The organism is Bradyrhizobium sp. CCGE-LA001, assembly GCF_000296215.2.
GTDB lineage: Bacteria > Pseudomonadota > Alphaproteobacteria > Rhizobiales > Xanthobacteraceae > Bradyrhizobium.
In genome coordinates this window covers 2,769,756-2,787,885 of sequence record NZ_CP013949.1, presented here as the reverse complement: position 1 = coordinate 2,787,885, position 18,130 = coordinate 2,769,756, and the positions used below count along the sequence as shown (strand labels likewise).

The 18,130-nt window shown below is 64.2% G+C and carries 18 protein-coding genes; 1 reads left to right on the top strand and 17 read right to left on the bottom strand.

Annotated elements, in window-relative coordinates; translation table 11 throughout:
* The 15 genes from BCCGELA001_RS13040 to BCCGELA001_RS12970 form a co-directional block, all read right to left on the bottom strand.
* Positions 1–1,005, bottom strand: coding sequence for a quinone oxidoreductase family protein (locus BCCGELA001_RS13040; RefSeq protein WP_008550200.1), 1,005 nt, complete (start codon positions 1,003–1,005; stop codon positions 1–3).
* A 173-nt stretch (positions 1,006–1,178) separates the two neighbouring features.
* Complete coding sequence (paaK, locus tag BCCGELA001_RS13035) at positions 1,179–2,510, bottom strand: phenylacetate--CoA ligase PaaK (RefSeq protein WP_008550201.1); 1,332 nt, start codon at positions 2,508–2,510, stop codon at positions 1,179–1,181.
* A gap of 29 nt (positions 2,511–2,539) precedes the next feature.
* Positions 2,540–2,989 (bottom strand): hydroxyphenylacetyl-CoA thioesterase PaaI, encoded by a 450-nt coding sequence (gene paaI, locus BCCGELA001_RS13030; RefSeq protein WP_008550202.1) that lies wholly within the window; start codon positions 2,987–2,989, stop codon positions 2,540–2,542.
* 55 nt (positions 2,990–3,044) lie between these two features.
* A complete protein-coding gene (gene paaE, locus BCCGELA001_RS13025) occupies positions 3,045–4,127 on the bottom strand; it encodes a 1,2-phenylacetyl-CoA epoxidase subunit PaaE (RefSeq protein ID WP_060735467.1) in 1,083 nt (360 codons plus the stop codon).
* 130 nt (positions 4,128–4,257) lie between these two features.
* Positions 4,258–4,761 (bottom strand): 1,2-phenylacetyl-CoA epoxidase subunit PaaD, encoded by a 504-nt coding sequence (paaD, locus tag BCCGELA001_RS13020; RefSeq protein ID WP_060735466.1) that lies wholly within the window; start codon positions 4,759–4,761, stop codon positions 4,258–4,260.
* Positions 4,755–5,531, bottom strand: coding sequence for a 1,2-phenylacetyl-CoA epoxidase subunit PaaC (gene paaC / locus BCCGELA001_RS13015; protein ID WP_060735465.1), 777 nt, complete (start codon positions 5,529–5,531; stop codon positions 4,755–4,757). The genes paaD and paaC overlap by 7 nt, the downstream gene beginning before the upstream one ends.
* A complete protein-coding gene (gene paaB, locus BCCGELA001_RS13010; RefSeq protein ID WP_008136594.1) occupies positions 5,531–5,818 on the bottom strand; it encodes a 1,2-phenylacetyl-CoA epoxidase subunit PaaB in 288 nt (95 codons plus the stop codon). Before paaB ends, paaC begins: the two co-directional genes overlap by 1 nt.
* A gap of 10 nt (positions 5,819–5,828) precedes the next feature.
* Complete coding sequence (paaA, locus tag BCCGELA001_RS13005) at positions 5,829–6,821, bottom strand: 1,2-phenylacetyl-CoA epoxidase subunit PaaA (protein ID WP_008550205.1); 993 nt, start codon at positions 6,819–6,821, stop codon at positions 5,829–5,831.
* A 76-nt stretch (positions 6,822–6,897) separates the two neighbouring features.
* Positions 6,898–7,764, bottom strand: coding sequence for a phenylacetic acid degradation operon negative regulatory protein PaaX (gene paaX / locus BCCGELA001_RS13000; RefSeq protein WP_008550206.1), 867 nt, complete (start codon positions 7,762–7,764; stop codon positions 6,898–6,900).
* 91 nt (positions 7,765–7,855) lie between these two features.
* Positions 7,856–8,626, bottom strand: a complete 771-nt coding sequence (locus tag BCCGELA001_RS12995) for an esterase/lipase family protein (RefSeq protein ID WP_060735464.1) — start codon at positions 8,624–8,626, stop codon at positions 7,856–7,858.
* A 201-nt stretch (positions 8,627–8,827) separates the two neighbouring features.
* Positions 8,828–10,114 carry a DUF445 domain-containing protein gene (locus tag BCCGELA001_RS12990; protein WP_008550209.1) on the bottom strand — a complete coding sequence of 429 codons (1,287 nt, stop codon included), beginning with the start codon at positions 10,112–10,114 and terminating at the stop codon, positions 8,828–8,830.
* Between the two features lie 170 nt (positions 10,115–10,284).
* Entirely contained in the window at positions 10,285–10,740 is a 456-nt protein-coding gene (locus BCCGELA001_RS12985) for a phasin (protein ID WP_060735463.1), read from the bottom strand.
* Between the two features lie 194 nt (positions 10,741–10,934).
* Positions 10,935–11,528 carry a GNAT family N-acetyltransferase gene (locus BCCGELA001_RS12980; RefSeq protein ID WP_008550222.1) on the bottom strand — a complete coding sequence of 198 codons (594 nt, stop codon included), beginning with the start codon at positions 11,526–11,528 and terminating at the stop codon, positions 10,935–10,937.
* The gene (locus BCCGELA001_RS12975; RefSeq protein WP_008550224.1) at positions 11,525–12,607 is read right to left on the bottom strand and encodes a PHA/PHB synthase family protein; all 1,083 of its coding nucleotides are present in this window, start codon (positions 12,605–12,607) and stop codon (positions 11,525–11,527) included. The genes BCCGELA001_RS12980 and BCCGELA001_RS12975 overlap by 4 nt, the downstream gene beginning before the upstream one ends.
* Positions 12,604–12,987: a hypothetical protein gene (locus tag BCCGELA001_RS12970; RefSeq protein ID WP_060735462.1), complete on the bottom strand. Its 384-nt coding sequence runs from the start codon at positions 12,985–12,987 to the stop codon at positions 12,604–12,606. The genes BCCGELA001_RS12975 and BCCGELA001_RS12970 overlap by 4 nt, the downstream gene beginning before the upstream one ends.
* A 156-nt stretch (positions 12,988–13,143) precedes the next feature.
* On the opposite strand from BCCGELA001_RS12970, the gene BCCGELA001_RS12965 reads away from it, so the two are divergent.
* Positions 13,144–14,055 (top strand): alpha/beta fold hydrolase, encoded by a 912-nt coding sequence (locus BCCGELA001_RS12965; protein ID WP_060737637.1) that lies wholly within the window; start codon positions 13,144–13,146, stop codon positions 14,053–14,055.
* Here BCCGELA001_RS12965 and BCCGELA001_RS12960 read toward each other — a convergent pair.
* On the bottom strand, positions 14,052–14,726 hold the full coding sequence (locus BCCGELA001_RS12960) for a spermidine synthase (protein WP_060735461.1): 675 nt from the start codon (positions 14,724–14,726) through the stop codon (positions 14,052–14,054). The two genes, BCCGELA001_RS12965 and BCCGELA001_RS12960, sit on opposite strands and share 4 nt — an antisense overlap.
* A gap of 130 nt (positions 14,727–14,856) precedes the next feature.
* Positions 14,857–18,093: a bifunctional cytochrome P450/NADPH--P450 reductase gene (locus tag BCCGELA001_RS12955; RefSeq protein WP_060735460.1), complete on the bottom strand. Its 3,237-nt coding sequence runs from the start codon at positions 18,091–18,093 to the stop codon at positions 14,857–14,859.
* Between the last annotated feature and the right edge of the window lie 37 nt (positions 18,094–18,130).

The window sequence follows — 18,130 nt, the reverse complement described above, 5'->3', positions numbered from 1 at the left end:
CTAAGGCTTCAGGACCACGCGGTCGCGCGAGGAGCCCGCGACGGCGACGTAAGCCTCCTTGGCGCGGTCCAGCGGATAAACAGCGTCTGCCTTGATTGGGAACGGTTTCAGATGCCCGCTCGCAAAGCCCGGGCTGAGGCCCCGAAGCACAGCGCCGGTTGCGGCCGAGGACAGACCCAGCGTGTCGATGCCGACATAAGTGTGCTGGCCGCGATAAAACTCGAGAATGTTGAACTGCACGATGCGGTCGATCGCGGCGATCAGGATCTGCCGGCCGCGCAAGGCGAGCGACTTGTGAGCCGCCTGGAAATAGGGATCGCCGACCGTATTGAAGACGATGTCAGCACCTTTGCCGCCAGTCAGTTCGCGTACGCGCGTGGCGACATCGCTCGCAGAGGCGTCGATCACCTCGATGGGTGTATTAGCGTGGCCTTCATAGGCCTCCGCCTTGCGCACCACGCCAATGACGTCTGCGCCTTGCCAAGTCGCGATCTGCACGGCGGCCTGGCCGACCTTACCGTTGACGCCGAACACCAGCACGGTCTCGCCACGCTTCGGAACGCCGGCCCGGCGAAAGCCTTCCATGGCCGTGACGAAGGGAACGCCGATGCCCGCGGCTTCCTCCCAGGACACTGCCTTCGGCTTCTCCACCACGGCATCGGCTTCGACCACGAGATGGGATGCGTGGGTGCCGTCGCGGCGGATGCCGAGATCCCCGGACGAGCCGAACACCTCTTGGCCAATCATGCCGGCCGGCCCGTCGATCACCACGCCGGAATAATCACGGCCGGGTGTGCGCGGGAACACGGCGTAGGGCATCAGCCCGGTCGCAGCCTTGACGTCGGACGGATTGACTGCCGCAGCCTTCACCTCGATCAGGAGGTCGTCCGCACCGCGCGTGAGCGCGTGATGCTCGATCGCCGGCGCGAGCGCAGCGGCGTTTTCGGCCTTGGCATTGAGGCGCACGCAGCGCGCTTCGACTGTTTTGGCATCGGCTGGCGACATCGGAAGACCCGTGATTTCTCGCCGGCCTTGTCGCCTCTGAGGGAAGCCGAGTCAACCGCCTCCCCTCATAGAGCCCGCAGAGCAAGCGTCTCGGTGGATGCAGAGCCGCTGGTGCAGCCAGGCCTTCATGGTTCGAGACGGCGCTACGCGCGTCCTCACCATGAGGGGCAGATCTAGTCCTTGGGCCGCTTGTCGTAGAGGCGTTTGGCCTTGCCGAGCGAGCGTTCCAGCGTGGCCGGCGCGACTACCTCCACCCTCGAACTGATGCCGATCGTGTTCTTGATGTGGGTCGAGACGCGCTCGGCATGATCGACGAGCCCCCGACCGTCCCAGCTTTCCGACCTCGCCTCGGCGATGATGGTCAATTCGTCCATCCGCCCTTCGCGGGTCAGCTCCAGGACGAAATGGCCGCCGCACCAATCGGTCGCGAGCAGCACTTCCTCGATCTGGGTCGGGAACAGATTGACGCCGCGCAGGATGATCATGTCATCCGAGCGGCCCGTCACCTTCTCCATGCGCCGCATGCCCGGACGTGCCGTACCCGGGAGAAGCCGCGTCAGGTCGCGGGTGCGATAGCGGATCACCGGGAAAGCTTCCTTGGTGAGCGAGGTAAAGACCAGCTCGCCCTTCTCCCCGTCGGGCAGCACCGCGCCCGTCTCGGGGTCGATCACTTCCGGGTAGAAATGGTCCTCCCAGATGTGCAGCCCGTCCTTGGTCTCGATGCATTCCTGCGCGACACCGGGGCCGATGACTTCCGAGAGGCCATAGATGTCGGTCGCATCCATGTCGAAGGCGTCCTCGATCTCGGCCCGCATTGCGTTGGTCCAGGGCTCCGCGCCAAAAATGCCGATCTTGAGCGAGCACTGTCGCGGATCGAGCTTCTGCCGCTTGAACTCGTCGAGGATCGCGAGCATGTAGCTCGGCGTCACCGTGATGATGTCAGGGCGGAAATCGTTGATGAGTTGCACCTGCCGCTCGGTCATGCCGCCGGAGATCGGCACCACGGTGCAACCGAGCTTTTCCGCGCCGTAGTGCACGCCAAGGCCGCCGGTGAAAAGTCCATACCCGTATGCATTGTGGATGATCATGCCGGTGCGGCCACCAGCGGCGCGGATCGAGCGCGCCATCACGGCGGACCAGGTGTCGATGTCGGCCTGCGTATAGCCGACGACGATCGGCTTGCCTGTCGTGCCCGAGGAGGCGTGCACGCGCACCAGCTTTTCGCGCGGCACCGCGAACATGTTGAAGGGATAGTTGTCGCGGAGATCCGTCTTCACCGTGAACGGAAATTTGGCGAGATCGGAGAGCTCGCGGAAGTCGGACGGGTGCACGCCGGCCTTATCGAATGCCTTGCGGTAATGCGTGACATTGTCATAGGCGTGCTTCAGCGACCAGGCCACTCGCTGCTTCTGCAGTGCCATGATCTCGTCGCGCGAGGCGCGCTCCTGCGCGTCCATCTCGGCGCTATAGGTGCTGCCACCTTCCTTGCGTCTCGTCAGAGCCATCCTCGTTTCCCCACATTGGTTCGTTCTTCTTATTTGTCTTGCTGCGGCAGCCACGTGCCCGGAATGACACGCGAATGCCCGCGGAATTCCGCGATGACGGTATCGTCTACGGTTACGCGCACGTCGTAGATGCCGGAGCGGCCGCCGCGGGTGACTTCGCGCGCTTTTGCGACGAGGCGATCCCCAAGCTTGCCGGGCTTGATGAAGGTGATCTGGCCCTGCGCCGCGACGACGCGCTCGTTGTGCGAGTTGCAGGCGAATGCAAACGCGGAATCGGCGAGCGTGAAGATGAAGCCGCCATGGGCGATGCGCTGGCCGTTGACCATGTCCGGCCGCACCATCATCGCCAGCGTCGCGAAGCCCGGACCGATCTCGATGATCTCCATGCCGAGACCCTTGGAGGCGTCGTCCTCCGCCCACATCGCGTCGGCGCAGGCGCGGGCAATATCCTCAGGCGACAGGGCAGCTTTGACGTTCACGCGCTTCTCCCGGTCAAATGTCTACCCACGATGCTCTGCTGCCTGGCCGAAACTGTCAAACATGATCGTAATCGACCACGACCCGCTCCGACGATGGCTTGGCCTGGCAGGTCAGGACGAATCCGGCCTTCAGCTCCCAGGGTTCCAGCGAATAGTTGATGTCCATCGGCGCCTCGCCTTGGACCAGCTTGGCGCGGCAGGTCGAGCACATGCCGCCCTTGCAGGCAAAGGGCAGATCGACGCCAGCCCGTAGCGCGGCATCGAGGATCGCCTCGTCCTCGGCAACGGGCACGTCGCGACGCTTGCCGTCGATGATGAGCGATGCGATCGCCTTCGGCGGCGCGTCGGGCGCAACAGCCTTCCTCGGCCGCGGCTTGCCGCCGAACTCGGAGACGAAGCGCTCGACATGGATACGCTCTTCCGCGATGCCGAGACTGCGGCAGGTCGCTTCGATGTCCTCGCTCATGCCTGATGGCCCGCAGATGAAGACGTGATCAACGCTTGCCGCCGGCACCAGCGAGCGCAAAAGCACCCTCACCTTGTCGCCGTCGAGCCGGCCATGCAGGATCGGGATGTCCTGCTCCTCACCAGAGATGACGTGGAAGATCGAGAGGCGATCGATGAAGCGGTCCTTCAGTTCCTCCAACGCCTCGAGGAACATGATGTTGTCGCTGGTGCGGTTGCCGTAGAACAGGAAGAAGCCACTGTCCGGCTCGCGCGCGAGGATCCCCTTGACGATCGACAGGATCGGCGTGATGCCGGATCCCGCGGCAAAGCCGACATGGATGCGCCCGCTATCGGCCGGCGGGATCACGCCGAAGCGGCCGGTCGGCGTCATCACATCGAGCTCGTCGCCGCATTTCAGCTCGTCGGCCGCCCAGCTCGAAAACGCGCCGCCGTCGACCTTCTTGACGGCGATACGGATTTCGCCGTCGTCCGGTCCGGAGCAGATCGAATAGGAGCGGCGAACCTCCTCACCATCGAGCGAGGCGCGGAGGGTGAGGTACTGGCCCGGCGTGAAGGCGTAGTCGCCAGCGAGCTCGCCGGGGATGGCAAAGGTCATCGAGACAGCGTCGGAGGCCTCGCGGCGGAGATCGCTGACGGCAAGTCGATGAAAGCGCGGTGCGGCGGCGGACATTACGGGCACCCCGGATTCGAACCGTCATTGCGAGGAGCCGTTGCGACGAAGCAATCCAGACTGTCACCGCAGAAACAGACTGGATTGCTTCGCCGCGCTCGCAATGACGATGAGGTTGGCATCACGGGCCTCAATGACACTTGAAATAATCGAAGGGTTCGCGGCAGGACTTGCAGCGCCACAGCGCCTTGCAGGAGGTCGAGCCGAATTCGGACAGCAGCTCGGTCTTGTCGGAGCTGCATTGCGGGCACGCGACGGCCTGCTCGCCGAACAGGGCGCGGCGAGAGCTTGCAGCGTGCGGCGGCGCGATGCCGTAGGCCCGCAGCTTGCGGCGCCCCTCCTCGCTCATCCAGTCCGTGGTCCAGGCCGGCGACAACACCGTGCGCACCTTCGAACGACGGAAGCCCGCGCGTTCCAGCGCGATCTCGATTTCGAGCGCGATCATGTTCATGGCGGGGCAGCCCGAATAGGTCGGCGTGATCGCGACCTCGACATCATCGCCGTCGACTATAACGTCGCGGAGCACGCCGAGATCGGCGATGGTCAACACCGGGATTTCCGGATCGACCACGCTCGCCGCAACGTTCCAGGCGCGTTGGCGCAGATCGCAATCGTGCTCCAGCACCGTCACCATGTCAGCCCCGGGAAGGTACGCTGCATCGACTGCAAGTCGGACAGGAGGTGACCGAGATGTTCGCTGTGCCGGCCGGAGCGACCGCCCTGCTGCATCCAGTCGTTCTGCGGCAATTCGAGCGTCGCCTCGCGGACGACATCGGACAGGATCGCCAACCAGTGGCCGCGCAAGCTCCCGGGATCAACGGCGATACCGGCTCGAATCAGGGCGCGCTCGCTCTCGTCGACCGCGAACATCTCGCCAGTGAAGGCCCAGAGATGGTTGATCGCTCCTTGCGCCCGGGCATGGCTTTCGTCCGTTCCGTCGCCAAGCCGGATGATCCACTCCGAGGCATGGCGCAGATGATAGGCGCTCTCTTTCTCCGACTTGGCCGCAATCGCCGCAAGCGTCGCGTCGCGCGAGGTCATCATCGCCCGCCAGTAGAGATCGGCGAAGGCGGAGTAGAAGAACTGCCGCACCAGCGTGTGGGCGAAATCGCCATTGGGCTGCTCGACCAGCAGCAGATTGCGGTACTGCCGGACGTCGCGCAGATAAGCGAGCTTGTCCTCGTCGTTGTCCTTGCCCTCGGCCTTGGCGGCGTAGCTGTAGAGCTCCCGCGCCTGACCGATCAGATCGAGCGCGATGTTGGAGAGCGCCATGTCCTCTTCCAGCATCGGCGCATGCCCGCACCATTCCGACAGCCTGTGGCCGAGAATCAACGCATCGTCAGCCCGGCGCAACGCGTAAAGCACCAGCGGCGTTTCGGAGACCTGGATGTTGGCGACGGCCATCACATGTGCCCCACTTCTTCCGGCACCTCGTAGAAGGTGGGGTGCCGGTAGATCTTCGATTCCGCCGGCTCGAACATCATGCCCTTTTCGGCGGGATCGCTTGCGGTGATCGCGGTCGACGGGACGACCCAGATCGACAAGCCCTCGCCGCGTCGGGTGTAGATGTCGCGGGCGGCCTGCAGGGCCATCGTCGCGTCGCTCGCATGCAGCGATCCGACATGCTTGTGCGCGAGCCCGTTGCGGCTGCGAATGAAGACTTCCCACAGCGGCGTGTTCGGCGTGGCCATCGTGATCTCCCTATTCGGCAGCCTGAGCTGTCTGACGCTGCGCGCGCTTGGCTGCATAGGCGGCCGCCGCCTCGCGCACCCAGGCGCCCTCCTCATGCGCCTTACGGCGCGCAGCCATGCGGTCGCGATTACAGGGGCCGTTGCCGGCAAGCACCTGCTTGAACTCGGTCCAGTCGATCTCAGAGTAGCGCCAGTGCCCGTCAGCATCCTGGATCATGCCGGGATCGGGAATGGTGAGGCCGAGATAGTGCGCCTGCGGCACCGTGGCATCGACGAATTTCTGGCGCAGCTCGTCGTTCGAGAAGCGCTTGATCTTCCACTTCGTGGAGGTGTCGCTGTGCTGGCTCGTCGCATCGGGCGGGCCGAACATCATCAGCACAGGCCACCACCAGCGGTTTAGCGCGTCCTGCGCCATCGCCTTCTGCTCGTCCGAGCCGCGGCACAGCGTCAGCATGATCTCATAGCCCTGGCGCTGGTGAAAGGACTCCTCCTTGCAGACGCGGATCATCGCCCGCGCATAGGGACCATAGGAGCATCGGCACAGCGGGATCTGGTTCATGATCGCGGCACCGTCGACCAGCCACCCTATGGTGCCGATGTCGGCCCAGGTCAGCGTCGGATAGTTGAAGATCGAGGAATATTTGGCCTTGCCCGCGAGCATGGCATCGACCAGCTCTTCGCGCGAGGTGCCGAGCGTCTCGGCGGCGGCGTAGAGATAGAGGCCGTGGCCGCACTCGTCCTGCACCTTGGCGAGCAGCGCCGCCTTGCGACGCAGTGTCGGCGCCCGCGTGATCCAGTTGCCTTCGGGCAGCATGCCGACGATCTCGGAATGAGCGTGCTGGGAAATCTGGCGGGTGAGCGTCTTGCGATAGGCCGCCGGCATCCAGTCGTTCGGCTCGATGCGCTCCTCGGCATCGATGCGGGCCTGAAACTGCGCGGCTTTGCCAGCGTCCTCCAGACCGCGATCGTCGGTCTCGGCCGTGTTCAGCGCCTGGGTGTACATGCGCATCCTCCCGATTTGTTGGGAGGGAATATATAACACAAATTAGTTCATGCAAGATATTTCTGTAACATGTACGTCAGGCGCCAAACCTTCGCTCCAGGAGCTTCCGGGCCGGTGGCAAGGCTCCCTTCTCGTTGGTTCCATGGCCATCGAGCCATTGCTCCGATGGAGCAAGGAGCGCGCGATAGATCTCGCCGCAGAGGTCGCGGGCGGCCCGCCCCGGCCAATCCGACGGCAGCAGGCTCTCGGGCAGCAGCGGATCGCGCAGCACGACCCGGCGGTAGTGGTGGATGAGGAGGATGCGCGCGGTGAAGGCATCGGCTTCCGACAAATCGGTGCCGCGCGCGAGTGCGGCCTGAAGTGGCTCGAAGGTCTTCATGAATTTCAGATAGGCATCCGCGGTGCGCTGCAGCGGCCAGCTCGCGCTGAGCAAACGGCGGCCGCTGTCATCCTCCGCCGAGACTTCGAGACGGATCGCGCCTGCGGCTTCGTCCGGAACCGGCACGCCCGACGGCGCGACCCAGACGCCCGGCAGCGGACTGCCGAAGCCGGCATTGCGGAGCGCTTCGCGCGAGGCGTCGCGGTCTTCCCCATTGCCGATCAGGAGCAACTCGAAGCGGCCCGTCCAGTCGGACGGCGGCGGATCGTAGATGTGACGCGTGGCGGCCTCGAAGGTCTGGCGGCCCTTGTCCGCGAGCCGGTAAAAACTGTTGCGACCGACTTTTTCGCGCATCAGCCAGCCGTCCGCCGCAAGGCGCGACATCGCGGTCCGCACGACGCCGCTGTCGATGTCGAGGCCTTCGAAGAATTGCAGCAGCGTGCCGAGCCACACCACACCGCCACGCGGCACGATGGCGTCGCCAAACACGGTGATGACGATGGAGCCGGTGCGCGACGGCTCGCGCTTGAGCTGGTCGATGATGCGGGACAACGGATGCGCCATGCGCGAGGCATAGCGCGTTTGGTGCGGGCGCGACAATGGACGCGAGCGACGCCTTGTCTCCTCCCCGCTGACAGCGAGGTGAAGAAGTGCACTACCGATGCGGGTCGGGATACACCATGCTGCGCCAGCCGCTGCGATCGAACGGGCGCCACTGGCCGTCCTTCTGCGCGAGACGGTCGGCGACCGCATAGACCGCCGCGGGATGATGGCCCATGCCGCAATGGCTGCTTTCGACCTCGATGCTCTCGGTCTGTGCGCCCGACTTCTCCATGCAGCCTTGCCAGGCGCAAACGCCGTCGGTCCGGCTGAAGATAGCGGTGGTCGGCACCGGCGGCGGCGCGGCGAGCTCACCGCCAAAACGCGGATCGACCTCGTCGGCCTTGCGCCCGCTCGCCCATTCATAGACGCGCCATGCGTTGGTCGAGCGCGGATCGCCGGCGAAGGGGCTGCCGAGCGTGATCACCTGGCGCACGCTGTCCGGCACCATCTTGGCAAGCTGGCGCGCATAGATGCCACCAAGGCTCCAACCGACCAGGCTGATCTTGCGGCCGTGGGTGTCGTTGAGCTCCCGGATCTGATCGAGCATCGCGTCCTGAACGCCGGGCCGCAGGCCGTAGTTACGGCCTTGGCGCCAACCAGCCACCGCATAACCCTTGCTGCTCAGAAACGCGCGCAGTGCGCCCGTGGACGTGTCAGAGGCCACGAGGCCCGGCAGCACCAGCACCGGATGCCCATCGCCGCGCGGCGCGAGGCTCAGCAGCGGCAGCGCGCCGAGGAATGCGCCGAACTCGTGGATCGCGCGCCCCTCCAGAAACATCAAGGTGCGGGACGGCGGGCGCAGCGTCTGGGCAGTTGCAGTCATCAAATTTCCCCTGGGAAGAATTCCTGGAAAGGCCGCCGGCTACGAGGCCGACAAATGGGCATGAATTCCAACACCCCGGCTTCTTGATCGTTCCGCAGCGCAACATGAATCAGCTAGGCGGCCGGTTCCCGATATACAAGCGGGAGAGAGGCGAGGCGACAATAGGCCCGCGCGTTAATGCCAACGGCCGTGACGCAAAAGTCACAACCATCGGAGCAGGAATTCTACGGAGTAGAGCGCAAGTCCGGCCAGCCCGCCGATCAGCGAACCGTTGAAGCGGATGTATTGCAGGTCGCGTCCGATGTTGATTTCGATCAGCGAAATCAACTGCGACATATTCCACGCCTTCACCTGGTCCGAGATGAAAGTCGACACGCCGCCTTTCTGATCGGCGACGAAGCTGCGCAGCACGGTCACCAGGCCCTTGTTGATCTCTCCGCGCAGTTCGGCATCGCCCGCGAGCGCCTCACCTGCGGCGACGAACATGCCGGCGAGATGATGCTGAAGCACCTGCGTCTCGCCGCTCGCGCTGCGCTCGATGAAGGAGCGCGTGTTGGCCCAAACGGTGCGGGCAAGGGCCGCAAGCTCGGGCCGCGCGAGGAGATCGCGCTTCAATCCGTCGATGCGGTCGATATAGGCTTGGTCGGTGCCGAGCCGATCGACGAAGGTCAGCACCATGCGGTCGAACTCGCCGCGAAACGGATGCTTGGGATCGCTGCGGACCTCATTGAAGAACGCGGTCGCGGACGCCACGATCTTGTTCACCAGGAATTTGTCGGCGCGATAGAGCCTCAGCAGGGTCGGCAGTTCCGCGCGCACCTTGTCGCGGATCATCGCCATCGTTTCCTTCTGGTTCAGCGTCTCGTGCATCACGCGCAGGAGATCGTCGAACAGGATCTGGTGCCGCCCTTCCGCCACGAAGCCGCGCAGCGTGCCGGCGGCCAGCGGCGCAAGGTCGATCGCCTGGAGTTGCGACGACATGCGGCGGATGATGAAGGTCATCAGGCCGGAGCTCTCGGTCGCAGACACGGCCTCCGGCAACAGGCGTAGCGCGAAGCGCGCCAGATCGTCACTGCGCTTGCGGTCGCGCAGCCAGTCGGCGACGAAGGAGCCGAAATCGATTTCCTTCAGCTTGGCCTCGACCGGGCCGGCTTCGAGGAAATGCACCTGGATGAATTCGCCGAGCTTGTCGGCAATGCGGGCCTGATTGCTCTGGATGATCGCGGTATGCGGGATTGGCAGGCCGAGTGGGCGCTTGAACAGCGCGACCACGGCGTACCAGTCGGCGAGCCCGCCGATGGTCGCGGCCTCCGCGAAGGCCGCGATGAAGCCGAAGACGGGATGCACGGGCAACAACCACTTTGCGATCACGAACAGCGCTAAGGTCGCGGCCAGCACCAGCGTCGCCAACGTTTTCACACGGCGAAGCTCGGCCGCGCGTTCGGCGTCACCGGGAGTGTCGAAGGAATAGGTCGCGAGTGGGATCATGACTGCATCACCCTACTCGTCATTGCGAGCGAAGCGAAGCAATCCAGAGTCTTTCCACGGAGAGACTCTGGATTGCTTCGTCGCAAGGGCGCCCTCTCAATGACGGCGGCTAACGCAAAAACAAAGGCCCGCCGAAGCGGGCCTCGAATTCAGTTTGCCGTCAGGTCGGATCAGGCGGTCTTGGTGTAGACCTTGGCGAAATTGTCCTGAGCGGACTTGGCACCGTTGGCGGCGAGCTTGCCGAAATAGTCGGCGGTCGCCTTGGCGCGCGAGACGAACACTTCACCGCGTGCGCGGAGCAGGCTCGACTGGATCTCGACGGCCTCGCTGACCGACTTGGCAGACGCGAGCTTGTCGATGCCCGAGAAGAACGCCTCGGCGTCTTCGTAGATCGCCTGCTGGATGTTGCGGCTGATCTTGCCGGCCTCGGCGACGGATTCGGTCACCGCGTTCTCGACGGCGGCGGTCACCCGCTCGGAGCCGGCGAAAGCTTCGGCGGCGCGGTCCTTGGCGGTGTTGGCGGTCTTCTTGACGAACTCGCGGGCAGCCTCAGGAACTTCCAAATTCTGGATGTTCTTGAAAGCGTCCTTGAAGCCCTCGAAGGCGGTGTTGGTTTCGGTCGTCATGGGGTTCTCTCCATCCTCATTGGTCTGAGCTATGGGCTCACCCCGTCCGCGTTGGCCCGGGGCACGGCTTATATGGCACGGTTAATTGTGCGTCGCAATATCCATATTGCGCTGCGATATCACGAAATCGTGAACTGCCTTAACAAGAGGCAATATGCTGCCTCTCCGGCCAGAAGGTTCCCGAGCTCTGGTTCCTAGTGCTGGACCGCACCCGGCAGCCCATAAGCCTCCATCTGGGCCTGGACCTGCGCGACGTTGTGCCCGAGCACGACGATGTCGTGGGTTTTGCCATCGACGTCCCGGACATGATCGCGCAGCAGCGCCTCGGCCTTGAAGCCGAGGCTCTCGAACAGGGCAATCGCGGCCTGCTGGTCGACCGTCATCTGCACCGACAGCTTTTCCAGGCCGGCACCGAGCGCAAGCGCAAAGGTCTCCTGCGACAACGCCTTGCCCACTCCCTTCCCGCGCACATCGGACGAGACCACCATGCGGATCTCGCCGACATGGGGCGACCAGGAATGCGGATCGCGCACCAGCGTGCCGCAACCGACGACCCGACCGTCCGTCACCGCCAACAGGCTCGTGATGGCGCCGCGCTCGATCTCCTTGACCCAGGCCGAGAGCACCTTCGGCTGGCTGATATTGCGCGGCAGGAACAACAGATCATGGGTCGGAAGAGCTTGGCCGAAGGCGAGCACCGCGGCTTCGTCGCCGGGTGACATCAGGCGAACCTCGATATCGCCGGCATCGGTCTTGACCTGACGCGGATAGGAACGGTGCTCACTCATGTCGATCTCTTTCCCAGCCAGGAGTCCAGTTTCGGCCACAGCCGCTTCACCGCGTTGGCACCGGCGACCAGCGAGACGTGACCGCCTTTCAGCATCACCTCTTCCTTGTCCTCGGAGCCGATCTTCGCGATCAGGTGCTTTGCCGCATTATAAGGCACGATGTGATCGTGCTCGGCCACCGCATGCAGGATCGGCACCTTGATATTTTCGAGCTTCGCCGCGCGTCCGCCCACCGACATGGTGTCGTTGAACAGCTTGTTGTCCCACATCAGGTCCTTGGTGATGGTGCGGAAATATTCGCCGGCCAGCGGCAGCGTGTCGGTCGCCCAGCGATCGAACATCCGGTAGGACTTCACGAACTCGTCGTTCCAGATGTTCTCCCAGAGCTGGATCTGGCTCACCGTGCGCGAGGCCGGGCGCAGCATCTCGAACGAGGACAGGATCATCTCCGGCGGCACGTTGCCGACGCTGTCGACGAGACGGTCGACGTCGAAATAGCGGCGATCGGAGAAATTGGAGAACAGCTTCATCTCGCGGAAGTCGATCGGCGTGGTGAAGCAGATCAGATTCTTCATCGGCCCGTCCTTGTGGATCGAGCCGTACAGCAGCGACAGCACGCCGCCGAAGCAATAGCCGATGACGGAGACGTCCTGCTCGCCGGAATCGGCCTGCACGCGGCGGACGCAATCCGGAATGAAGTCGAGGACGTAGTCCTCCATGCGCAGGCTCTTCTCCTCCGGCCGCGGCGCACTCCAGTCGAGCATGTAGACGTCGTAGCCGCGCCTGAGCAGGAATTCGATGAAGCTCTGGCCGGGCACGAGGTCGAGGATGTAGCCGCGGTTGGTGGTCGCCATCACGATCAGCACCGGCACCCGGTAGATCTCATCCGACATCGGCCGGTAATGATAAAGGCTCATCGTGCCGCGCGAATGCAGCACGTCCTTGGGCGTTGAGCCGAGCGTGGGACCGGAGGTCGAGAAATATTCGACGCCCTTGATGCTGCGCTGGATCGCACGTTGCACCTCGGACTGGATGCGTTCCGGGATAGATGCGAAATCAAGTCCCGTTTGCGCGTTCATGTCTGCGCTCCGCCTTCGGAGGGCGGGCGCTTCGTCCGCGGCGGCCGCGGCGCACTGTCCAGGCCGGTCGACATTCCGGAACTTGCCGCCATCTGACTCAGCATCGACTTGATCTCGCCGATCTGGGCTTCGACGGATTGGAGCCGCTCGGCCAGTCCCGTGACCTGCTCCCGGCTCGGCAGGTTCATCGTGACGAGATATTTCTCCATGAGTTCGCCGAGCTGCTTCTGAGCACCTGCAGCAACTCCGCCCGCACGGTTCATCGCCTGGGAAAACTCGGGTCGAGACATGGCCTGGTTGGCGAAGGAGTTGAACCCCTTCTCCATCTCGCCCATCATCTTCTGCCACATGGCGACGGGGTCATTGGTCTTGTCGGTCATCGGCGTCCTCCTGAAATCGAGAGCTTCGATGCCCTTCTTTTTCGGCCATACCACACCGTTGCGAGGGGCCGGTCAACCGGCAAGCAGCCCGGTGCCGCACTCACGGCTTCTTTGCCGCGCCAAAGCGTGCAATACAGCATTGATCAGCAGCGAGGGATCGCGACCGTGACCGTCCAGACCATCCGCGCCAATGGCATCGACATCTGCTACGAGATCTTCGGCAACGACAATGCCGAACCGCTGCTGCTGATCATGGGGCTCGGCGCGCAGATGATCCATTGGGACGATGCGTTCTGCGAGCAGCTCGCCGCGCGCGGCTTTCGCGTGATCCGTTTCGACAATCGCGACATCGGCAAGTCGAGCCATCTCACGGGAGGCAAACGGCTGACGCCGTTCGAGCTGTTGAAGCTGCGCTTGTTCCGGATTCCCGTGGCGGCGACCTACAAGCTGATCGATATGGCCAAGGACACGGTCGGGCTGATGGACGCGCTCGGCATCAACTCGGCGCATCTGGTCGGGGCGTCCATGGGCGGCATGATCGCGCAGGAGGTGACGCTGTCGTTTCCGCAGCGCGTACGGTCGCTAACGTCGATCATGTCGACCACGGGCAATCCGCGCGTGCCGGGACCGACACGCGAGGCGGCCGCCATGCTGATGGCGCCGCCGCCGCGCAGCAAGGAGGAATTCATGGTTCGCTTCGGGCAGACCTGGAAGGTGTTGCGCGCCGGGCATTTTCCCGAGGAGGAAGCGCTGGACGTCGGGCGGGCCGAGCGGGTGTTCGCGCGCGGGCTCAACCCGGCCGGCGTCGGACGGCAGCTCCGCGCCGTGCTTGCCTCCGGCAGCCGCAAGGAACGGCTCCGCCGCGTGAAGATTCCGACGCTGGTCATTCACGGCACCGTCGACCCCCTGGTCCGTCCCGAGGGCGGCAGGGACACGGCTGAGTCGATCCCGGGCGCCAAGCTCCTGATGATCGAGGGGATGGGCCACGCGCTGCCGATGCGGTTCTGGCCGGAGATCATCGGCGCGATCGACAAACATGCACATGGCGCGGCGGCCCAGGCAGCTTAGCTCTTCTTCGCGATCCAGATCACATGTCGGGCGCCGCCGCCTCTTCCGGTGGCGCGAACGTTCACTTCGTTGACGTCGAAGCCGGCGCTGCGCAGACGCCTGGTGAACGCCGGATTGGGTCCGGACGACCAGACGGCGAGCACGCCGCCCGGCCGCAGTGCCGTCTTCGCCGAGGAGAGCCCGCTCGCGCTATACAGCGCATCATTGCCCTTCCGGGTCAGCCCTTCCGGTCCGTTGTCGACGTCGAGCTGGATGGCATCGAAGGCCGATCGTCTTGCCCGGATGATCTCGCCGACGTCGGTTTCCTGGATGCTCACCCTGGCATCATCGAGGCTGTCGCCGAAGACCTCAGCCATCGGACCCCGTGCCCATGCGACGACCGACGGGACCAGCTCGGAGACTACGATCTTCGCCTTGCTTCCGAGCACGGCGAGCGCCGCGCGCAGCGTAAAGCCCATGCCGAGGCCACCGATGAGAACGATCGGCTTTGCGACCGTCTCGATCTGCTTGGCCGCCAGCGTCGCGAGCGCCGCTTCAGAGCCCGACAGGCGGCTGTTCATCAGCTCGTTGGTGCCGAGCTTGATGGAGAACTCCTTGCCGCGCCGCATCAGGCGGAGCTCTTCGTCGGAGCCGGGGATTTTGGCGGTGTCGAGCTTTTCCCAGGGAATCATGCCAGAGCTTTAGCACGATTAATCCGTAGCCCGGATGGAGCGAAGCGTAATCCGGGAAACTCTCTCGTGAGGAAAAGACCGCCCCGGATTGCGCTGCGCTCCATCCGGGCTACGGCGGCGAGGGCTTGGCCTACCCTCCCGCCCAGACGTCGAGCACATAGCGGTTCGTCGCACCCATCTCGTCTATCCAGCGTGCGCTGGCAGCGGCATCGCTGCCGCTCTTCTCGCCGTGGATCGCGACGAGGGCCACCTTCACGTCGGGCTCCATCTTGCTGCCATCGCCGCAGACATAGATGATCGCACCCTGCTCGATCAACGGCCAGACCTTGTCCTTTTGCGCGGCGAGCACATGCTGCACATAGGTCTTCGGCCCGTCAGCGCGCGAGAACGCCGTGAACAGCTCGGTGATGCCGCCCGCCGCAAGCGCCTTGAGCTCATCGGCGTAGAGAAAATCCTGGTCGGGATGACGGCAGCCGAAGAACAGCAAGGCCGGTCCGAGGGTCGCCCCCTTCGCTTTGCGCGCGGCGCGCTCCTGGAGGAAGCCGCGGAAGGGCGCAAGGCCCGTTCCCGGGCCTATCATGATGATGGGCACGGAAGGGTCATCGGGCAGCCGGAAGCCGGCCTTGGTCTCGCGCACCGTCGCATAGATCGCGTCGCCCGCGCGCCGGTTGGCGAGATAGTTCGAGCAGATGCCTTTGTAGACACCGCGGCCGGAGGCGGCCGGACCTTCGACCACGCCGACCGTAACGCTGCAACGCGCCGGATCGACCGACGGCGAGGACGAGATCGAGTAATAGCGCGGTGCCAACAGGGAGAGCATTTCCAGATAGACGTGGAACGGAAGCTCGCAAGCGGGGTATTCGAGCAGCAGGTCGAATATCGATTTGCGTTTGGCCAGAATCTCGCTTCGATAACGCTCGAGCGGCTCATCCTCCTCGCCGACGAAGGCCAGCAATTTCGGCTTGGTGACCGGGCACCGGGTATGCTCGGCCATCGTCTGGATCTGCTTGCGTGTCGCGACCTGCTGCAGCTCGACGAATTCGCTCAGCAGGCGGCCGACCGACACGGCCGCGCCGACCGGCAATTGCGCGCGGCGACCCTCGGCAACCTGGAGCCTGATCTGGTCGGCGGGCAAGAAGCCGAAGCGGCGGGCGACGGAATCCACCAACGTGGGATCGTTGCGCGGAACGACGCTCAAATGGTCGCCGACGCGATACGTCAGATTGGACGGCAGTTGCACCTCGATGTGCCGCGTCGAGCGCTCCGACCGATTGGCTCCGCTCCTATTCTGAAGCTCGTCGTTGACCAGCACCTTCATCGCGACCGCGCCGCCCTGGGCCACGATGGTGTTGACGGCGGTCACCGCCACCGGCTCGATCGCGTAGAGCGGATCGTCTTCCGCGGTCCGGGTGAAATTCCAGTCGATGCCGAATTCCTTGGTGGCGACCTGAGCCGCGGCCGGGAACCATTTCTGAAACTGGCCGTCCAGATCGCTGCGCGCATCGCCTTCGCCGCGCGGATAGACCGCGCGCGCACCGCGCTTCGCCAATTGCTCGTCGATGAAGCGCGGCACCGATTGATAGGTCGCCGCCCAGTCGCTGTTGCCGCAGCCGAACACGGCGTAACGCACGTTGGCAAAGGCATCGTTCGGCAAGTCGCTGCCGAGCCATTTGACGAACTGCGTGGCATTGTCGGGCGGCGCGCCGTTATAGGATGCGCAGATGATCAAGACGCCACCTTCCTGCGGCAGCTTGCCGACATAGTCGTCGAGCGGACCGAGATGCACGGCAAAACCGTTGATCTCGGCGAGATCGGCCATGCGCGTTGCGAGCTCCTCGGCGGTGCCGAGATTGGAGCCGTACAGCACCAGCATCGGCGTGTTGTGGCCGGGCCGCGTGGTGGGCTGGCGCTGCGCCTTCGGCGCGGAAGCCACGGCCGCGACGGGCCCGCCATAAGCACCGCGATCGCGGTCGGCACGTGGGCGCACCTTGATCTTGAAGCCTTCCGGCTTCATCGTCAGCGTTTCCTTCAGATGCATCTGGTAGCGCTGGTGGTCGATCAGCTTGAAGCGCTGGAGGATCATGCCTAGCGCGAGCGCAGCCTCATGCATGGCAAAGCCCCGGCCGATACAGGCACGCTGGCCATTGCCGAACGGCTTCCAGGCATTGATCGGCCGCTTGGCTTCCGCCTCCTTGCTGAAATTCTCGGGATCGAAGGCATCTGGGTTCGGCCCCCAGACCGATGGATCGCGATGCAGCGCCGTCACAAGGATGGTGGTGAACGTGCCCTTCCTAAGCCTGTACTTGCCGCCGCCGATGGTCTCGTCATTGAGCGGCGAGATGCCGTAGGCGGGCGCCGGCGGCCACAGCCGCAGCGCCTCCTTGAGGATCTGCGTGATGTAAGCGAGCTGCGTCACCTGCTGATAGGTCGGCTTCGCATTGACATCGGGCCCGAAGACGCGGTCGACCTCGTCATAGGCCTTCTTGAGAATGTCCGGATGCTTGAGCAAGGCGTAGAGCGTGTAGGACAACAGGCCGCTGGTGGTCTCATGGCCCGCGATCAGGAAGGTGTTGATCTGGTAGCGGATGTTGATGTCGTCGAGCTGCTCGCCGGTCGCACGGTCGACGCCGGTCATCATCGCGGCCAGCATGTCCTTCTTGTCGTCGATCCCTTCCGAACTCTTGCGGCGCTCGGCGATGATCTCGTCGACCATCCTGTTCATGAAGGCGACGTCTTCGGCGAGCGTCTTGCGCCGCTTCTGCATCCAGATCTGCTCGAACGGCAGGCCGCGCGTCATCATGATGGTTTCGAGCGAGCGCACGAGCGACTCGACGAAGGGATGGTAGTCCCGCCGGTAGAACGAATTGAAGCGGTACTCGAAGCCGCACAGGCCGATCGTGTCCAGCGTCAGCGCCGTCATATCATGGACGACGTCGATCTCGTCATCGGCGTTGAGCCGCTCCCATTTTTGCACCAGCTGCTCGGCGATATCGACCATGCTCGGATGGTAGGACTGCATGGCGCGGTTGCCGAACGGCTGGAGCAGGATGTTGTGCGCCTTGCTCCAGTTCGGCTCCCTGGTATCGGCCGTGAACAGGCCGTCGCCGCCGACCGCACGTACGCGGCGCAGCGCGCCGCGTACCGTCTTGTCGAAGCGCTTCTCGTCGGAGAGTTCGTCGACGAGATCATGGCCGGAGACGACGACGATCGGCGAGCCCATCATGTCGAGCCAGAAGATCGGACCGAGCTCCTTGGCAAGCCGCGTCAGATGCTGCACGGGGGCGGCTGCATCGAGCGACAACATGTTGCCGACCACCGGCTTGGTCGGCGGATGCGGGATCGGATCCAGACGGTTCTTCGATGACATTAAAAGTGCTTCCCCCTGCCTCAATATTCACCGCCGT

Coding starts and splice junctions, on each gene's coding strand:
- paaK (WP_008550201.1), bottom strand. CDS start 2,510: ATGGCTCTGACGAGACGCAAGGAAGGTGGCAGCACCTATAGCGCCGAG.
- paaX (WP_008550206.1), bottom strand. CDS start 7,764: ATGGCGCATCCGTTGTCCCGCATCATCGACCAGCTCAAGCGCGAGCCG.
- BCCGELA001_RS12980 (WP_008550222.1), bottom strand. CDS start 11,528: ATGAGTGAGCACCGTTCCTATCCGCGTCAGGTCAAGACCGATGCCGGC.
- paaE (WP_060735467.1), bottom strand. CDS start 4,127: ATGTCCGCCGCCGCACCGCGCTTTCATCGACTTGCCGTCAGCGATCTC.
- BCCGELA001_RS12985 (WP_060735463.1), bottom strand. CDS start 10,740: ATGACGACCGAAACCAACACCGCCTTCGAGGGCTTCAAGGACGCTTTC.
- BCCGELA001_RS12970 (WP_060735462.1), bottom strand. CDS start 12,987: ATGACCGACAAGACCAATGACCCCGTCGCCATGTGGCAGAAGATGATG.
- BCCGELA001_RS13040 (WP_008550200.1), bottom strand. CDS start 1,005: ATGTCGCCAGCCGATGCCAAAACAGTCGAAGCGCGCTGCGTGCGCCTC.
- BCCGELA001_RS12955 (WP_060735460.1), bottom strand. CDS start 18,093: ATGTCATCGAAGAACCGTCTGGATCCGATCCCGCATCCGCCGACCAAG.
- paaA (WP_008550205.1), bottom strand. CDS start 6,821: ATGTACACCCAGGCGCTGAACACGGCCGAGACCGACGATCGCGGTCTG.
- paaB (WP_008136594.1), bottom strand. CDS start 5,818: ATGGCCACGCCGAACACGCCGCTGTGGGAAGTCTTCATTCGCAGCCGC.
- BCCGELA001_RS12960 (WP_060735461.1), bottom strand. CDS start 14,726: ATGATTCCCTGGGAAAAGCTCGACACCGCCAAAATCCCCGGCTCCGAC.
- paaD (WP_060735466.1), bottom strand. CDS start 4,761: ATGGTGACGGTGCTGGAGCACGATTGCGATCTGCGCCAACGCGCCTGG.
- BCCGELA001_RS12975 (WP_008550224.1), bottom strand. CDS start 12,607: ATGAACGCGCAAACGGGACTTGATTTCGCATCTATCCCGGAACGCATC.
- BCCGELA001_RS12995 (WP_060735464.1), bottom strand. CDS start 8,626: ATGACTGCAACTGCCCAGACGCTGCGCCCGCCGTCCCGCACCTTGATG.
- BCCGELA001_RS12990 (WP_008550209.1), bottom strand. CDS start 10,114: ATGATCCCACTCGCGACCTATTCCTTCGACACTCCCGGTGACGCCGAA.
- paaC (WP_060735465.1), bottom strand. CDS start 5,531: ATGGCCGTCGCCAACATCCAGGTCTCCGAAACGCCGCTGGTGCTTTAC.